At 41.0% G+C, this 14918-nt stretch carries 11 protein-coding genes; 7 read left to right on the forward strand and 4 right to left on the reverse strand.

Translation table 11 applies throughout. The annotated features are described in order from the left end of the window. The first annotated feature begins 266 nt into the window (after positions 1–266). The 4 genes from FTV31_RS08585 to FTV31_RS08600 all read left to right on the forward strand — a co-directional run bounded on the left by FTV31_RS08585 (position 267) and on the right by FTV31_RS08600 (position 5094). Positions 267–2432: a malate synthase G gene (locus FTV31_RS08585; RefSeq protein ID WP_180014285.1), complete on the forward strand. Its 2166-nt coding sequence runs from the start codon at positions 267–269 to the stop codon at positions 2430–2432. 124 nt (positions 2433–2556) lie between these two features. Continuing rightward, a complete protein-coding gene (locus FTV31_RS08590; protein ID WP_180014287.1) occupies positions 2557–2763 on the forward strand; it encodes a hypothetical protein in 207 nt (68 codons plus the stop codon). Between the two features lie 133 nt (positions 2764–2896). After that, positions 2897–4339, forward strand: coding sequence for an aldehyde dehydrogenase family protein (locus FTV31_RS08595; RefSeq protein ID WP_180014289.1), 1443 nt, complete (start codon positions 2897–2899; stop codon positions 4337–4339). 92 nt (positions 4340–4431) lie between these two features. Then, positions 4432–5094: an SOS response-associated peptidase family protein gene (locus FTV31_RS08600; RefSeq protein ID WP_004783965.1), complete on the forward strand. Its 663-nt coding sequence runs from the start codon at positions 4432–4434 to the stop codon at positions 5092–5094. 83 nt (positions 5095–5177) lie between these two features. Here FTV31_RS08600 and FTV31_RS08605 read toward each other — a convergent pair whose 3' ends face one another. Next, positions 5178–5642 carry a MarR family winged helix-turn-helix transcriptional regulator gene (locus FTV31_RS08605; RefSeq protein WP_179992445.1) on the reverse strand — a complete coding sequence of 155 codons (465 nt, stop codon included), beginning with the start codon at positions 5640–5642 and terminating at the stop codon, positions 5178–5180. Between the two features lie 961 nt (positions 5643–6603). Between FTV31_RS08605 and FTV31_RS08610 the strand changes: the two genes are divergently transcribed. Further along, positions 6604–8127: a TerC family protein gene (locus FTV31_RS08610; protein WP_180014291.1), complete on the forward strand. Its 1524-nt coding sequence runs from the start codon at positions 6604–6606 to the stop codon at positions 8125–8127. 477 nt (positions 8128–8604) lie between these two features. Here the strand turns inward: FTV31_RS08610 and thiM are convergent, their stop codons facing one another. The 3 genes from thiM to FTV31_RS08625 form a co-directional block, all read right to left on the reverse strand. After that, entirely contained in the window at positions 8605–9438 is an 834-nt protein-coding gene (gene thiM, locus FTV31_RS08615) for a hydroxyethylthiazole kinase (protein WP_180014297.1), read from the reverse strand. Between the two features lie 39 nt (positions 9439–9477). Then, the gene (locus tag FTV31_RS08620; protein ID WP_180014293.1) at positions 9478–10638 is read right to left on the reverse strand and encodes a hypothetical protein; all 1161 of its coding nucleotides are present in this window, start codon (positions 10636–10638) and stop codon (positions 9478–9480) included. A 168-nt stretch (positions 10639–10806) separates the two neighbouring features. After that, positions 10807–11064 (reverse strand): hypothetical protein, encoded by a 258-nt coding sequence (locus FTV31_RS08625; RefSeq protein ID WP_004783954.1) that lies wholly within the window; start codon positions 11062–11064, stop codon positions 10807–10809. A gap of 682 nt (positions 11065–11746) precedes the next feature. Between FTV31_RS08625 and pepN the strand changes: the two genes are divergently transcribed. Further along, the gene (gene pepN / locus FTV31_RS08630) at positions 11747–14356 is read left to right on the forward strand and encodes an aminopeptidase N (protein WP_180014295.1); all 2610 of its coding nucleotides are present in this window, start codon (positions 11747–11749) and stop codon (positions 14354–14356) included. A gap of 209 nt (positions 14357–14565) precedes the next feature. Further along, positions 14566–14775 carry a hypothetical protein gene (locus tag FTV31_RS08635; protein ID WP_004783945.1) on the forward strand — a complete coding sequence of 70 codons (210 nt, stop codon included), beginning with the start codon at positions 14566–14568 and terminating at the stop codon, positions 14773–14775. The last annotated feature ends 143 nt before the right edge of the window (positions 14776–14918 follow it).

A 14918-nucleotide genomic window follows, 5' to 3' on the forward strand; every position in this document is an offset into this window, starting at 1 on the left:
TATGACCTTGTATAAAAAGAACGGACAACTTTTATTCAAAAATCTGAACTTAAGTCTAATTCCTACATTTCAAAAACTTTATACACTGTCATGAGGGTATTTAGCAGGATGATATTGCATCGTGTGAGACATCATTTAATAAGGATATGAGGGTATTCTTATTGGAAAAATGCTCATTATTTTACGGTGTGATAGTACTATTCAGCTAGATTTTAATCGGTATACTAGAATCTCTTGTATAAAAAGTAGCAATATCAGGAAAGACAATGACTGCACGTATTCAAAAAGGCAAGTTAGCGATTGCTAAAGAACTTTACGATTTTATCGAAAATGAAGCATTACCAGGTTCTGGTTTGGACAGCGAAACATACTGGAAAAACTTTGAACAAGTCGTTGTTGATCTTAGCCCTAAAAACAAAGCACTTTTGGCTAAGCGTGATGATATTCAAGCTAAAATTGATGAATGGCATCGCAATAACACATTTGAATTACAAGCTTACAAAGCTTTCTTGACTGAAATTGGCTACTTATTACCAGAAGTAGAAGATTTCCAGATCAGCACTGAAAATGTAGACGAAGAGATTGCACTATTGGCTGGCCCACAGCTGGTAGTTCCAGTACGTAATGCACGTTACTGCCTGAACGCAGCGAATGCACGCTGGGGTTCTTTATACGACGCTTTATACGGCTTTGACGTGATCTCTGAAGAAGATGGTGCTGAAAAAGGTAAAGGCTATAACCCGAAACGTGGTGAAAAAGTTATCGCATTCGCGAAAAACTTCTTAAATGAAACATTCCCGCTGGCACAAGGTTCACATGCTGATGTAACCAAATATGCAGTTGAAGGTAATGCCCTGGTTGTAACGCTGAAAGACGGCTCTACCACAACTGTTGCGGATAGCTCTAAATTCGTTGGTTACAATGGCGAAGCTTCTGCACCAACTGAAATCGTACTGAAAAATAACGGCCTGCACGCAATCATCCAGATTGATGCAAACAGCCCAATTGGACAGACAGATGCAGCTGGCGTGAAAGATGTTGTGCTTGAAGCGGCTGTAACGACGATTCAAGACTTGGAAGACTCTGTTGCAGCAGTTGATGCTGAAGAAAAAGTTGAAGGCTACCGTAACTGGTTAGGCTTGATGAAAGGTACGCTTGAAGAGTCTATCGAGAAAAATGGCAAGACCATTACCCGTAAACTAAATGCTGACCGCACCTTCAAAAATGTTGAAGGCGGTGAGACCAAGGTTCATGGTCGTTCATTGATGCTGCTTCGTAACGTTGGTCACTTGATGACAAACCCGGCGATCCTTGTAGATGGCGAAGAAATTTATGAAGGCATTATGGATGCATTAGTCACTCCATTGCTTTCTGTAGCTGATATCCGTGGTGAGAACACGATCAAGAACTCACGTACCGGTTCTATGTACATCGTTAAGCCAAAAATGCACGGTCCAGAAGAAGTTGCATTTGCAGTAGAATTGTTTGAGCGTGCTGAACAGGCGCTTGGCTTACCTGCTAAAACCCTGAAAATCGGTATCATGGATGAAGAGCGTCGTACTTCGGTTAACCTGAAAAACTGTATTGCTCAGGCGAAAGACCGTACTATTTTCATTAACACCGGTTTCATGGACCGTACAGGTGATGAAATCCATACTTTCATGGAAGCAGGTCCATTCGTTCGTAAGGGGGAAATCAAAGGCCAAAAATGGTTCCCAGCTTACGAGAACCGTAACGTGATGGTAGGTCTGCAAACGGGTCTACGTGGTAAAGCACAGATTGGTAAAGGCATGTGGCCAAAACCAGACATGCTGTTAGACATGTACAAAACCAAGACTGAACATCCTGAAGCAGGCGCAAGCTGTGCATGGGTTCCGTCTCCAACAGGTGCAGTGATTCACGCGATTCACTATCATCAAATTAATGTAGCGAACCGTCAGCAAGAATTGCTTGCAACTGAAGCATTGCCTTTAGATGATTTGTTAACTCCACCTCTTGCAACTGATACTAACTGGTCTGAAGAAGAGAAACTAAAAGAACTGGAAAATAACTGTCAAGGTATCTTGGGTTATGTCGTTCGTTGGGTTGATCTGGGTGTAGGTTGTTCTAAAGTTCCAGACATCAATGATGTGGGCTTGATGGAAGACCGTGCAACTTTACGTATTTCTTCTCAGCACGTTGCAAACTGGTTACGTCACGGGATCGTAACGCGTGAACAGGTTGAAGAAGTAATGCAACGCATGGCGAAAATTGTGGATGAGCAAAATGCGAATGATCCACTGTATAAGCCAATGGCTGCTGACTTTGACAACAGCATTGCATTCCAGGCTGCTTCTGATCTGATTTTCAAAGGTGGTGAACAGCCATCAGGTTATACAGAGCCGCTTCTACATGCAGCGCGTTTAAAACTTAAAGGTTATACAGGTGACTAATCCTGTAACTTGAAAAAAAGCCTCTTCGGGGGCTTTTTTTATTGCTCTAAAATAAGATCTAAGGTTAAAAATGTATTTTTGGAATGTAAACTAACTGACTGAACACCTAAAATAGAACAATGTCATGGAAGAAAACTTTAATAATAATTATCTGTTAAACACTAGCTTTATATTTGCCAATCGCTATTCCTATGAGCGTTTACAGCTCCTTATGTTGGGTGGTTGTAGAGCTTTGGATAGTGTATTTAAGACTCAGTTTAATTCACAATTTTTAATTTCTAAGAATCGTATTTGGGCTGACGTACTGGAAGATTTAGACAGCAAAGAATGAGATTCATGGATCAGTAAGTTTCATTCACTTAGAAAGCTCAAGATAAAAGCGTAACAATTCGTCGCTGTCACTTCCATCCTGAAATGGCTCTGCTAAAGTAAAAGCAAATCAATAAATTGCAGGGAAGAACAGCATGGCATATCAAAATTTGGATCAGCAGTTTATTGCGGGCCAGTGGCAACCTGGCCGTTCCCAGAAAATGATTCAGAATTTGAATCCTTATACTCAAGATACGATTTTTACTTTGCAGGCTGCCAGTACAGCAGATGTTGATGCGGCTTATGCGGCAGCTGATAAAGCCTTTCAACAGGGTGATATTAAATCAGTTGAGTTAAGACAGCAAATCCTGCAAAAACTACAACAGGTGATTCAGGCACGCCAAGATGAAATTATTGACTGGTTAATTCTTGAGTCTGGAAGTACCCGTTTTAAAGCGGGTCTGGAAGTTGGCGCTGCTTTATCCATTATTCAGGAAAGTCAGAAATTTCCGGAGCAGATCAAGACTGAACAGCTGGAGAGCAAAGATCCCCAACGTAAAAGTCTGGTACTGCGTAAACCCTTGGGTGTGATTGGTGTCATTAGCCCATGGAATTTTCCATTTCATTTATCCATGCGTTCGGTAGCAACAGCGATTGCCTGTGGAAATAGTGTGGTACTCAAGCCAGCAAGTGATACACCAGTGACAGGTGGAACCTTATTAGGCAAATTGTTTGAAGAAGCTGGTTTACCCGCAGGTGTGCTCAATGTGGTTTCAGGTGCAGGCAGTGAAATCGGTGATTATTTTGTCGAACATCCGATTCCAAAAATGATCTCATTCACGGGCTCTACTGAAGTCGGACAGAATGTAGGAAGCAAAGCCTTAGCCAGCCCTCGAATTAAACGTCTGGCGCTAGAACTGGGCGGAAATGCGCCACTGGTGATTCTGGATGATGCTGATCTTGATCTGGCAGTAGAACTGACAATCATGGGGCGCTTTATGCATCAGGGACAAATCTGTATGAGCACGAATCGGGTCATTGTTGATGCATCCATCCATGATGCCTATGTGGAAAAGCTTTTAGAGCGAGTGAAAACTGTTGCTGTGGGTGATCCAAATCTGGAAGAGACCATCATTGGGCCGATCATCAATCAGAGTCAGGTCAAAAAACATCAGCAGATTATTCAAAGTGCAAAAGAGCAGGGTGCAGAGCTGGTATATGAAGGGGGTATAGAAGGTAATCTGGTTTATCCACATATCTTTACTGGGGTAGCACCTGAATCTCCACTGGCTCAGGAAGAAAGTTTTGGACCAATTCTACCGATACTGAAAGCTCGTGATGAAGCACATGCTTTAAAGCTGGCCAATGATACCCGTTTTGGCTTATCCAGTGCAGTTTGCACCTCGAATATTGAACGTGGTATTCATTTTACGGAGCAGCTGGATATCGGTATGACCCATATCAATGGTATTAGTGTGGCAGATCAGGCCAATGCACCGTTTGGTGGAGAGAAAAACTCTGGACTTGGGCGTTTTAATGGACGCTGGATTTTTGAGGAATTCACCCGTACTCACTGGCTGACTGTACCCAGTGAATAATATTACATGATAGAAACTTGTTCATAATCCATACAGGTTTAAGCTTGGCATCAAGCTATAATCAGAACATCAAGTGATCTGTCTGATTAAGCATGTGTGCCAACTTTAAGCCTTTAACTTCACAGCAAATACATGATCTGGGCTTACCGGAAATTCCCTTTGAATATCCGGAAGAAGTCTATCCGAATTATGCTACACCCTTGTTATTTCAATCTGATCAAGGTCTGGAATGGCGTTCGGTTAATTTTGGCTTCATTCCCAAATGGGCAGAGGATAAAACGATTGGGACAAAAACCTACAATGCCAGAAATGAAACTTTGCTGCAAAAACCAACCTTTGCGGAGGCGACAGCCAAATGCAAGTTTGGGGTGATTCCCGTCTCGGAATTTTATGAATCAAAGTATTTTGATAATAAACCACAGCGCTGGGGCGTCAGACGTAAAGATGGAAAAGCGACCTTTATTGCGGCACTGTATGAAATTGCACGGGTGCAGGATGAAATCGTACGTTCAGCCAGTATGATTACGATGGATGCAATAGACCATCCCATGATGAAAGAGTTTCATGAGCCAGGAAATATTAAACGTTCAGTCATTGTGATTCCGCATGAACGTTTACATGAATGGCTGAATCTCACGCAACCGGATATTCGCAGCTTTGTGCAGGGATTTCCAGTAGAGGAGTTCGAATGTTCACATGTACCAAAAGAAAGAATCAAAAAAGCCAGTCCACAGCTGAACTTTTTTGATTCCTAAAACCTAGAAAGCAATGGCGGATCGTTAATTATTATAAAAGGTGTTATTGATCTCGCCAGCTAAATTCAAAATTGAAAAAATACTTAACGAGCCAAGTTTTTAAAGATATGGCGTAAGCTTTCCATGGTTTTTTCAATTTGTAATGGGGTTAGCCCTTCAAATGACTGTTCCAATACAACATTGGTCAGGTCATTAATTTTATGTGTCATTTCCATTCCTTTTTCAGTCAGCACGACACGGGTAATACGAGCATCGTCTTCACAGGAATAGGTTTCAACCAGACCTTCATCTTTTAAGCGATAAACGATCTTGGTGGTTGTCGACATTTTAGATACGACCATTTCTGACAAGTCAGAAACGCTGGCATGTGGTTTGGCTTTAAGAGCAAGCAAGATACGGCGACGTGAATTATCGACACCATATTTTTTTAGTGCATGATCTACATTTAGGACATATTGGGCATGAACTTGAGTCACCCAGTAGTATGGAAAGTTTTCTAAATTAAAGTCTTCTGCACAAGGTAAAAATTTTGCATATTTTTTAGTCATGAAATGTTCCTTTTATTTATTTTTCTAGGGCACTGACATTTTATGTAAAAGTTTATACATGTTTCAACCTTTATTTTTAAAATGTTAACGAGATTGCATTTGTTAGATCTTCTTAACATCAAAAAAATCAGGTGATTTACGTGTTGTAGATCAATCGGGGCAAATTGTAACTGTCTTTATCCAGATGAATGGCATTGATATGACATGCAAATCTTAAGACTCCAGATTAAATTTAGAGTCTGAATAAGAACTAGATTGGCAAACCATATGGATAAATGGCCGACCTGCGCATATCTTACTTTTGGTGAGTATGCGGAAATACAATTCAAAATCGATGCTGTTTAAATGAATGCTCTGATACATTTTTTAATCTGTAGCACGATGCAGATTCGGATTTCTCAAATCTGATCGAAAGCTAGAGCGAGTACATTTAAATTGGTCACTCATCGAATAAAACCGTTTTGGATGAGAAACTTATGCATCTTTTTGATCCCACGACTAACTATTTATAACGTGTATGAACTATTTTAATAAAAAATCCATATTTAAAATATGTCTTTAGATAAGTGGATTTAAGGGACGTAGCAGGATAGTGGATCATTCAATATTTTATGATGTATGAAGAGATATGAATATTAAGAGAAACAGTAATTTATATCTCAGGCTTCTATCAGATAGATTTAATGGGCTTAGGGTCAAAAAGAAGCTTAAATTTTCTTTAATTTGTAATGAGTTATGTAGAACATAACAGGTTCAGGCCAATGATTTGAAAATTAAAAGATTTTAGAATAAGGAAAGACAAAGCGGTGCAACAGTTTTTCATAAATTTTATTGTTCAAAAATCATAAGTTTATGCATAATGGATACATCTTAAGTCGAAAAGGTTAAATTAAATGGATCCCTCGCCGTGCGTTGATCTTCCATATTCGTTGCTTACATACTCAAATGGGATGGTGTTCTAATGGAATTTTTATTAGATCCCGGAATTTGGGTTGGTTTAATTACTCTTATCATTCTCGAAATCGTCTTAGGTATTGATAACCTAGTCTTTATTGCCATTCTGGCTGAGAAACTTCCTCCTGAACAGCGTGATAAGGCCCGTGTGATTGGTCTATCCTTGGCCTTGCTGATGCGTTTAGGTCTGCTGTTTGCGATCTCTTGGTTAGTCACCTTGACTCAACCACTTATTCAATTATTTAACTGGACTTTCTCTGGACGGGATTTGATTCTGCTCTTTGGTGGTTTATTCCTGCTCTATAAAGCCGTTACCGAACTTCATGAAAAAATTGAAGGTAAGCCTGAAATACAGGTCACAACCAAGGTGGCATATGCGGGCTTTACGGCTGTTGTGGCTCAGATTGTCATTTTGGATGCCGTATTTTCACTGGACTCGGTGATTACCGCCGTAGGTATGGTTGATAATATCTATGTCATGATGGCGGCCATGATTATCGCGATGGCCGTGATGTTACTGGCATCTAAACCATTGACTAACTTTGTGAATCGTCATCCTACGGTCGTGATTCTGTGTTTAAGCTTCCTGTTACTGATCGGGATCAGCCTGATGGCAGAAGGTTTTGGTTTCCATATTCCGAAAGGCTATATTTATTCCGGTATTGGCGTTGCAATTGCAGTTGAAGCCTTTAACCAGTTTAGTCAGCGCAATGCTGCGAAACATGAAGCCAAGATTCCGCTGCGACATCGTACTGCTAACAGTATTCTTCAACTGATGGGCGCCAAGCTTGAAACCACCAGTACTACTCAGCATGAAGCACAGGAAACCTTTGTGGATGAAGAACGCTATATGATTGGCGGGGTATTGACCTTGGCAGAGCGTTCTGTAGCATCGATTATGACCCCACGAAGTCAGATTTCCTGGGTTGATCTGGAGGATAGTCCGGAACAAATCCGTGAAAAAATCCTGTCTGTACCACACAGTCTGTTTCCGGTTTGCCGGGGCAGTCTGGATAAGGTGATTACCATCGTTCGTGCCAAAGAGCTGTTAGATGTACTGGATGAACCGGAAGAGTTAAAAGCTTTGATCAAGCGTCATCGCCCTATCTATATCTTTGAAAGAATGAAAGTGATTGACGCGATTAATACCTTACGTACCTCAAAAGGCTCTCTGGTGCTGGTAAGCGATGAATTTGGTCATGTACAAGGTCTGATTTCACCGCTAGATGTGTTTGAGGCAATTGCCGGTGAATTCCCGGATGCCGATGAGCAGCTGGATCTGGTCAAAGTTGATGATACACACTGGATTGCATCTGGTATGCTGGATTTGTACCAGTTAGAACTTGAGCTAGGTATGCTGGATCTGATTGATGAAGATGCAGGCTATATCAGTGTTGCCGGTCTGATTCTGGATAAAACCAATAGTGTGGTCGAGGTAGGCACTGAACTGAACTACCAAGGTGTTCAATTCAAGGTAATGGAAATCGAAAATAACCGGATTAAATCGGTGAGTATCCATTATCAGGGTTAATCGCCTGTCTTTGTTATTTTTTTGAGTCAGTTGCTTAAGGGCAACTGACTTTTTTATTGAATATTATTTATGACTTAGATATTAATGCTCACCTAAGCTTATTCTTCAGGCCAAATGGAGTATTGAATATTTCAGAAGCCAAGAATGCGTAATAGGTTTTACTGGTTTAGAAGTAAGAAATCTTAATGCAGTATCAAATTTCAGACATGCTTTATTTAGAATTATTAAACAAATTTAAATAAAGTTTAAAAATAAGTGTGAATTTGACTAAGTGGTAAAATATATATTTCACGTAATTTTGAAAGATATTAGTCAAATTCGAGATACAAAAGCTCATCCAAAGCTTACACAATACTCAGCTTGAGCGCTTGAAAAATTATTTTTGCCAGATTAGGACTGAATTTAATTATCTAAAAAATAAGTTGAATAGTGTAATAGGGTGTTCCATGTGTTCATTATAAAACACCCCGCAGATTCTTAATCTGCCAAAATCCGAAAGTCTGCATATTGACGGATCGTTTCTATATTCAATTGATGGATCTCATCCATAAATGCAGCATTAAAATGACCTAAGGTCGGTGCTTTGGCAAAAGCCAATTGACCGGCGATTGCAAAATGAATATGGGCAGAGAGTGCTGCGATCGCAGGAGAACTTACTGCACTATACGCTGCAATCAGTGCTCCCAGGGCACATCCAGTTGCTGTGACGCGCGGCTGTAAGTATGAACCGCCTAAAACCTGAATCACTGGATAATCTCTGGAAATGATGTAATCAGACTCACCTGAAATAGCGATACATTCACATTGCTCTAGTAAAGACTGCGCCTGTAGATAGACTTCTGAGCTATCGACTGTGCTATTGACGCCTTTGGACTCGATATTCTTTCCAGCTAAAGCACCAATTTCTGAAGCATTCCCCCGTAAAATTGTGGGTTGATAGGTCATGAGCTGATCCACAACGCTTGAACGCCAATGCAGTACATTTCCATAACCAACAGGATCTAGTACCCATGACTTTTGAATACTGTATGCTGTTTTCGCAGCAATCTGCATCGCCTCGACCTGTTCGGTAGTCGGTGTTCCTAGATTTAAACTGAGTGCCCCGGCAATTTTGACAAAACTTTCTGCTTCAAAAGGATTATCAATCATTGCGGGTGAAGCATTCGCAGCCAGCAAGATATTGGCCACATAGTTGCTGGCCACCGCATTGGTCATCACATGCACCAATGGTTGCTGCTCTTGAAGCAATGACCAGGCTTCACAGATCTGATCGAGAAGAGTATTTTGTAATTGTTGCATGGAAGTATTCATCATCATGATCTTTCAAATATGAATAGGGCTGCTAAATGCTTAGCGGGTAAAATAATGGTCTTGATGTTTGCAGTTACGGCATAACAGACTGACATAATCGCTAGCATCATATTCAACAGTAAGCTCTTGTGAGCCGCAATGCATACAGCGTTTTTGTGAATAAAATTTCAGGCGTGGTTCAATCTTCTGCCATGAACGCCAGATCGGCTGGAAGAAAATATTTTCATCATAACCCAGGAAACGGAAAAACAGGATGCTGCTCATTTTGCTCAAAGGCAATTGTGGTGGACGAGGCAGAATAGAGGTTTCCCATTTTTCATTCACTGAACGTTCCCGATACTGCTGTAGGGTCTTTTTCAGTAAATTGGTATTAATGAAATTTTCATTTCGTGGTTTTAAAGCTTTCTGCTGATACAGATATTCGAGGGCCGATTGCACCAGATAATAAATCTGTCCCACAGCCAAAACATCGAGCAGGCGATAGCAGAAGGTCTGAAAACTTTGATTGCCCGCAATCTGGATACCCCAGCTACGGCAATAGAACTGTGCGAATTGAATGACTTCCTGACACAGCAGACAATACAGTGCATCTTTGACTTCATCCGCATTTTTAAAAGGTACGCCTTTGCTCAGATTTTCATAGAACCAGTAACGCAATTGCTGGGTAATACTAAACAGGCTTGGCTCAGAATAGCCATCCAGACGTACATTAATATAGTACTGCTGATTCTCTTGTTGAATATCTCTAGGAACTAGAATCTGATCTTTCAGCAGATTTTTGACCAGACCATGCTGATACAGGTAATTCGGGCTGATGGAATAATATTTAATAGCATGCCAGTCAATATATTCCTGATGCTGGCTATGTTCCTGAACCTGTTCATCCAGAATCGAGAGCAGAAACAGTTTATTAATAAAGCTGAGCTGATTGAGCTCATATTCATGCCGATCCTGCTTTTTATGAAATTTCCGGTTTTCCTGTAAACGGACTTCTTTCAGCATACGTTTACGCTGAGCCAGACACTGATCGCAATAACAGTTGTGTTTCTGGTCGGTATAGAGCTGATGCTGGCAGTGGCTGCATTCATGATAAGTAATGTCCTGATCATACTGTTCTGCCTCGATCCAGTACATGGAGGCCTTACATAACGGGCACTGCGTACTTTCATCAAGCTGTTTTTGCAGAACGTTGAATACCATGATTGCGCACAACTCCAGAATAAAGAGAAACTGCGATTATACACAGCTCATCAAAGTCACGCGTCATTTGAGAATATTTTTAATAAAGCAGATTTCAGGAGAAGAGAGCCTTAAGCGAACAGAGCTACCGAAGTAGCCCTGTATTCAAGAAAACTGGATCATCGTTTTTCAAACGGGGCAGGGTAATGTTTCGTCTTCCTCTCCTTGATGTTTCGCTTGAATCAACGCCTGCACTTTTTTGGATGGAACCTTTTTGGCACCGAGTGCATCATAAGTATTCAGAATCGCACTGACCTCATGCGCCTGTAGCTGAACGCCCTCAGAACTCATGAACAGGGCAATAACTTTATGATCAATATTGGCCTGATCCAGAACCTGAAGTGTTTTAAGATTTTCAATCCGTACCACATGCTGTTTTAAATACATAGCTCACCTCAATTTCTTTGTTGTCGTTATTCTTGGAGTCTTTGCGCTTGGAGAAAACACACTTAAACTGTAGCAAAAACTATGCTTATTTTTTAATCAATATTTCGGAATTGCTATTAATCATAAATTATATATTTTTAAATCAAGCACATAAGAAAATGTAAAAAAATATGATATTAGCCGAAAACTTGGCATATATCTTTCTTTGAATCCTGCCATTGCTGTTGGGTGATGCAAAATGCATTCAAACTGGTGCATGTCATTTGTGCATTTAAAATGAAATTTGGAACGCAGATTAACCAGAACTTAATCTTTTAGAAGTCAGGTTTTGCAGCGCCCAGCATCTAAATTAGATATAAGGTTGTCCTGAAGTCAGGCAGTAATTTTTCATATTGGAATAATACTTTGCATGTGCAGGAATCATGCATAGAGGAATCATACAGTGCAGATGAAAGCTTTTTTTATTTTATCTTTAAGTTGTTTTAGAGATGGGGATTTTAGATATCGGGCAAATATAAGGCGATTATCGTATATTTTGATGTAGCTCAATTGAAAAGATCAGTAATTATTCCCATATACAATACAAATGAAACGCACAGACAGGTTCAAGATCAAGGCGTATGATCAATGCATTGACAATCTTTTGCCTTAGAAGCTGTGCAATAAAGGATCAGGACATTATATGAATATCGCGGCGAATCCGGTGATCGAAGCAGATCAAACCATTTATTTAAAAGACTATCAAAAACCTTCTTTTGTTGTAGATTCAATCGACCTGAATATTCAAGTCTATGACGATCATACGCTGGTCAGCAGCAAACTGGAGATGCAGCGCCAAACAGCAGGTGATCTGGTATTGCTTGGTCGTGACCTGGAACTGCAATCGATCCAGTTAAATGGTCAGCCACTAAATGCATCAGATTATATTTTGGATGCTGAGCAACTGGTGATTAGCAATGCTCCAGATCAGGCGACTATTGAAACAGTGGTCAAGATTCATCCAGAAAGCAATACCATGCTGGAAGGTCTGTATCAGGCCAGTTCAGATTTATTCGTAACTCAGAACGAACCGGAAGGTTTCCGTAAAATTACGTTCTATCCAGACCGCCCAGATGTATTGTCTGTATTTACCACTCGTGTCGAAGCTGACAAAAAGTATCCGGTTCTACTGGCTAACGGTAACCTGATCGAAACCGGCGAAGTGGATGAAAACCGTCACTATGCACTTTGGCAAGATCCAACCAAAAAGCCGAGCTATTTATTTGCCTGCGTAATCGGTGATCTGGCAGTGATGAAAGACCGCTATACCACATCAGAAGGTCGTGATGTGGCACTAGAAATCTATGCTGAAGAAAAAGACATTCCAAAATGCAAAATCGCGATGGAAGCCTTAAAGCATTCCATGCGTTGGGATGAAGAGCATTATGGTCTGCCATACGACCTTGATAATTATATGATCGTAGCAACCAGCGCATTTAACATGGGTGCGATGGAAAACAAAGGACTGAATATCTTCAATACCTCATGTGTATTGGCTGATGAAGAATATACAACTGATGCTGCCATCATGCGTGTGCAATCAGTGATTGCCCATGAATATTTCCATAACTGGACGGGTAACCGGATTACTTGCCGTGACTGGTTCCAGCTGTGTCTGAAAGAAGGTTTGACCGTATTCCGTGATCAGTCTTTTTCTGAAGATCTACAATCTGCTGCGGTACAACGTATTGATGATGTGGCAGTCCTGAAAGCGCATCAGTTTCCGGAAGATTCTGGCCCTTTATCGCATCCACCGCGTCCGGATCATTTTGTAGAAATTAATAACTTCTATACGGCGACCGTGTATGAAAAAGGTGCAGAAATTAACCGTATGATGGCGACTTTGCTCGGTAAAGAAAAATTCCGTCAAGGTACAGATGAGTATTTCCGCCGTCATGATGGTCAGGCCGTAACGGTTGAAGACTGGGTGGCTGCCTTGACTGCCGGTTCAGGGGTAGATTTATCGAACTTCCTGACCTGGTATAACCAGCCAGGTACACCGAAACTGGTCGCAAAAGGTGAGTATGATGCAGATGCACAAACTTATCGTCTTAGCTTTAAGCAAAGCCTGAAAGCTCATCCGAAATATCCGAATCTGAAAGCTGTTCCGATTCCAGTGGCTTTGGCTTTGTTTGATGCGGCTACAGGCGAGCAGCAGAGCCTGAACTCAGATGCCTTATTTGAAAATGGCGTCAAAGATGGGGTGTATCTGTTTGATCAGGATGAAGCGACCATCGAGTTTAGCGGCGTAACCAGCAAGCCGGTTGTTTCTTTACTGCGTAACTTCTCTGCACCCGTTGATCTGCATTTTGATTACTCTGAACAAGAACTGGCGTTCCTGTTGCAATATGAAACCAATGGTTTTAACCAGTGGCAGGCGACCCAGACTTTATTAGAACGCATTTTGCTGGATGATCAACCTTCTGAAATCTATATCGAGGCAATGCTAAATACCTTGCCTGATCTGATTCAAAAAGATCCGCTATTGGCTTCACGCTTATTTGATGTACCGGCAGAAGGTTACCTGGGTAGCCGGATTGATACAGACTACAATCCGGCCATGATTCAGGAAAAACGTGATGCCTTGCTGCATAAATTGGCACGTGCTTTTGGAGCAACAGCTAAAGAAATCTATCTGGGTCTGGATCCTGAATTGCAGTCAGATTTCTCTCAGGCGATGGGTGTGCGTGCACTGAAAAATATCATGCTAATGCTGATTGCACGTCAAGGTGATGAAAGTGCATTTGAACTGGCAGAGCAGCAATACCAAAATACAGGCAATATGTCTGAACGTTTAGGTGCCTTGCGTGTGCTGGTATGGAATGATGCGCCTCAAGCCAAAGCATTCGTGGATGATTTCTATAACCGTTTTAAAGATGAAGCACTGGCACTGGATCAATGGTTCATGCTGCAAGCAGCTCATCCAAAAGCGACTGCAGAAACAATTAAAGCACTCACTGAGCATGCAGATTATGACCTGAAAGTACCAAACCGTATCCGTGCGGTGAGTGGCGGTCTGAATGCCAATCCGGTCAATACCTGGAGCTTTGGTGTGCAGCATTATATCGAGCTGGCGAAATATCTGGATCAGAAAAACCCGATTGTCGGTTCACGTCTGCTTCAGGTGCTTTCACGCTGGTATACCCTGATTGAACCGCAACGCAGTGAAGTCAAAGCACAACTTGAAGCTTTAAAACCACAGGTGAAATCGAAAAATGTCTCAGAGACATTGAACAGCATGTTAAGCGTATAAGATCGTTATGTAAAAAGCCGGATCAACTGATCCGGCTTTTTATTATTGACTTATTTTAAATGGTGAATTTAAGCGCATTTAAAATACTATAATGTGAAATCAGTCACATAAAAGGTTTACAGTAAGAGGCTAGACAGGAAAGTAAAACTATACTTTTCTATTAAACATGAAGAAATCTTCAAATTGATATACTAGAGGTCTTATTCAAGATGTTAGTGAAAATCGAAGATGGTTTTTATTTAAATACTCGGCATATTATTGCGGTTCATGTCAGCAGAAATGCTGCGACTGGTCTGTTTGAAATCTCCCTTCAATATACACCGCATTCTATTCAGCAAGCTGGAGAATACAAAAAAGTATTTAATAGCCAGCTGGATGCTGAACTCTTCCTGAACGAACTGAATCAAAAAGTTCGCTAAAAAAAAGCCTGCATCGCACTGCTGTCCCATAGTTTGCTTTAAATAAAAAAACCTGAGTCCTAACAGTTAAAATATGAGTGCAAACAAACACTTTAACGACCAGGATTCAGGTTTTGTCACATCAGAATACCGTATTTCATGAG

Origin of the sequence: Acinetobacter sp. YH16031 (assembly GCF_013417335.1) — a bacterium.
GTDB lineage: Bacteria > Pseudomonadota > Gammaproteobacteria > Pseudomonadales > Moraxellaceae > Acinetobacter.

Coding starts and splice junctions, on each gene's coding strand:
- FTV31_RS08585 (WP_180014285.1), top strand. CDS start 267: ATGACTGCACGTATTCAAAAAGGCAAGTTAGCGATTGCTAAAGAACTT.
- FTV31_RS08590 (WP_180014287.1), top strand. CDS start 2,557: ATGGAAGAAAACTTTAATAATAATTATCTGTTAAACACTAGCTTTATA.
- FTV31_RS08595 (WP_180014289.1), top strand. CDS start 2,897: ATGGCATATCAAAATTTGGATCAGCAGTTTATTGCGGGCCAGTGGCAA.
- FTV31_RS08600 (WP_004783965.1), top strand. CDS start 4,432: ATGTGTGCCAACTTTAAGCCTTTAACTTCACAGCAAATACATGATCTG.
- FTV31_RS08605 (WP_179992445.1), bottom strand. CDS start 5,642: ATGACTAAAAAATATGCAAAATTTTTACCTTGTGCAGAAGACTTTAAT.
- FTV31_RS08610 (WP_180014291.1), top strand. CDS start 6,604: ATGGAATTTTTATTAGATCCCGGAATTTGGGTTGGTTTAATTACTCTT.
- thiM (WP_180014297.1), bottom strand. CDS start 9,438: ATGAATACTTCCATGCAACAATTACAAAATACTCTTCTCGATCAGATC.
- FTV31_RS08620 (WP_180014293.1), bottom strand. CDS start 10,638: ATGGTATTCAACGTTCTGCAAAAACAGCTTGATGAAAGTACGCAGTGC.
- FTV31_RS08625 (WP_004783954.1), bottom strand. CDS start 11,064: ATGTATTTAAAACAGCATGTGGTACGGATTGAAAATCTTAAAACACTT.
- pepN (WP_180014295.1), top strand. CDS start 11,747: ATGAATATCGCGGCGAATCCGGTGATCGAAGCAGATCAAACCATTTAT.
- FTV31_RS08635 (WP_004783945.1), top strand. CDS start 14,566: ATGTTAGTGAAAATCGAAGATGGTTTTTATTTAAATACTCGGCATATT.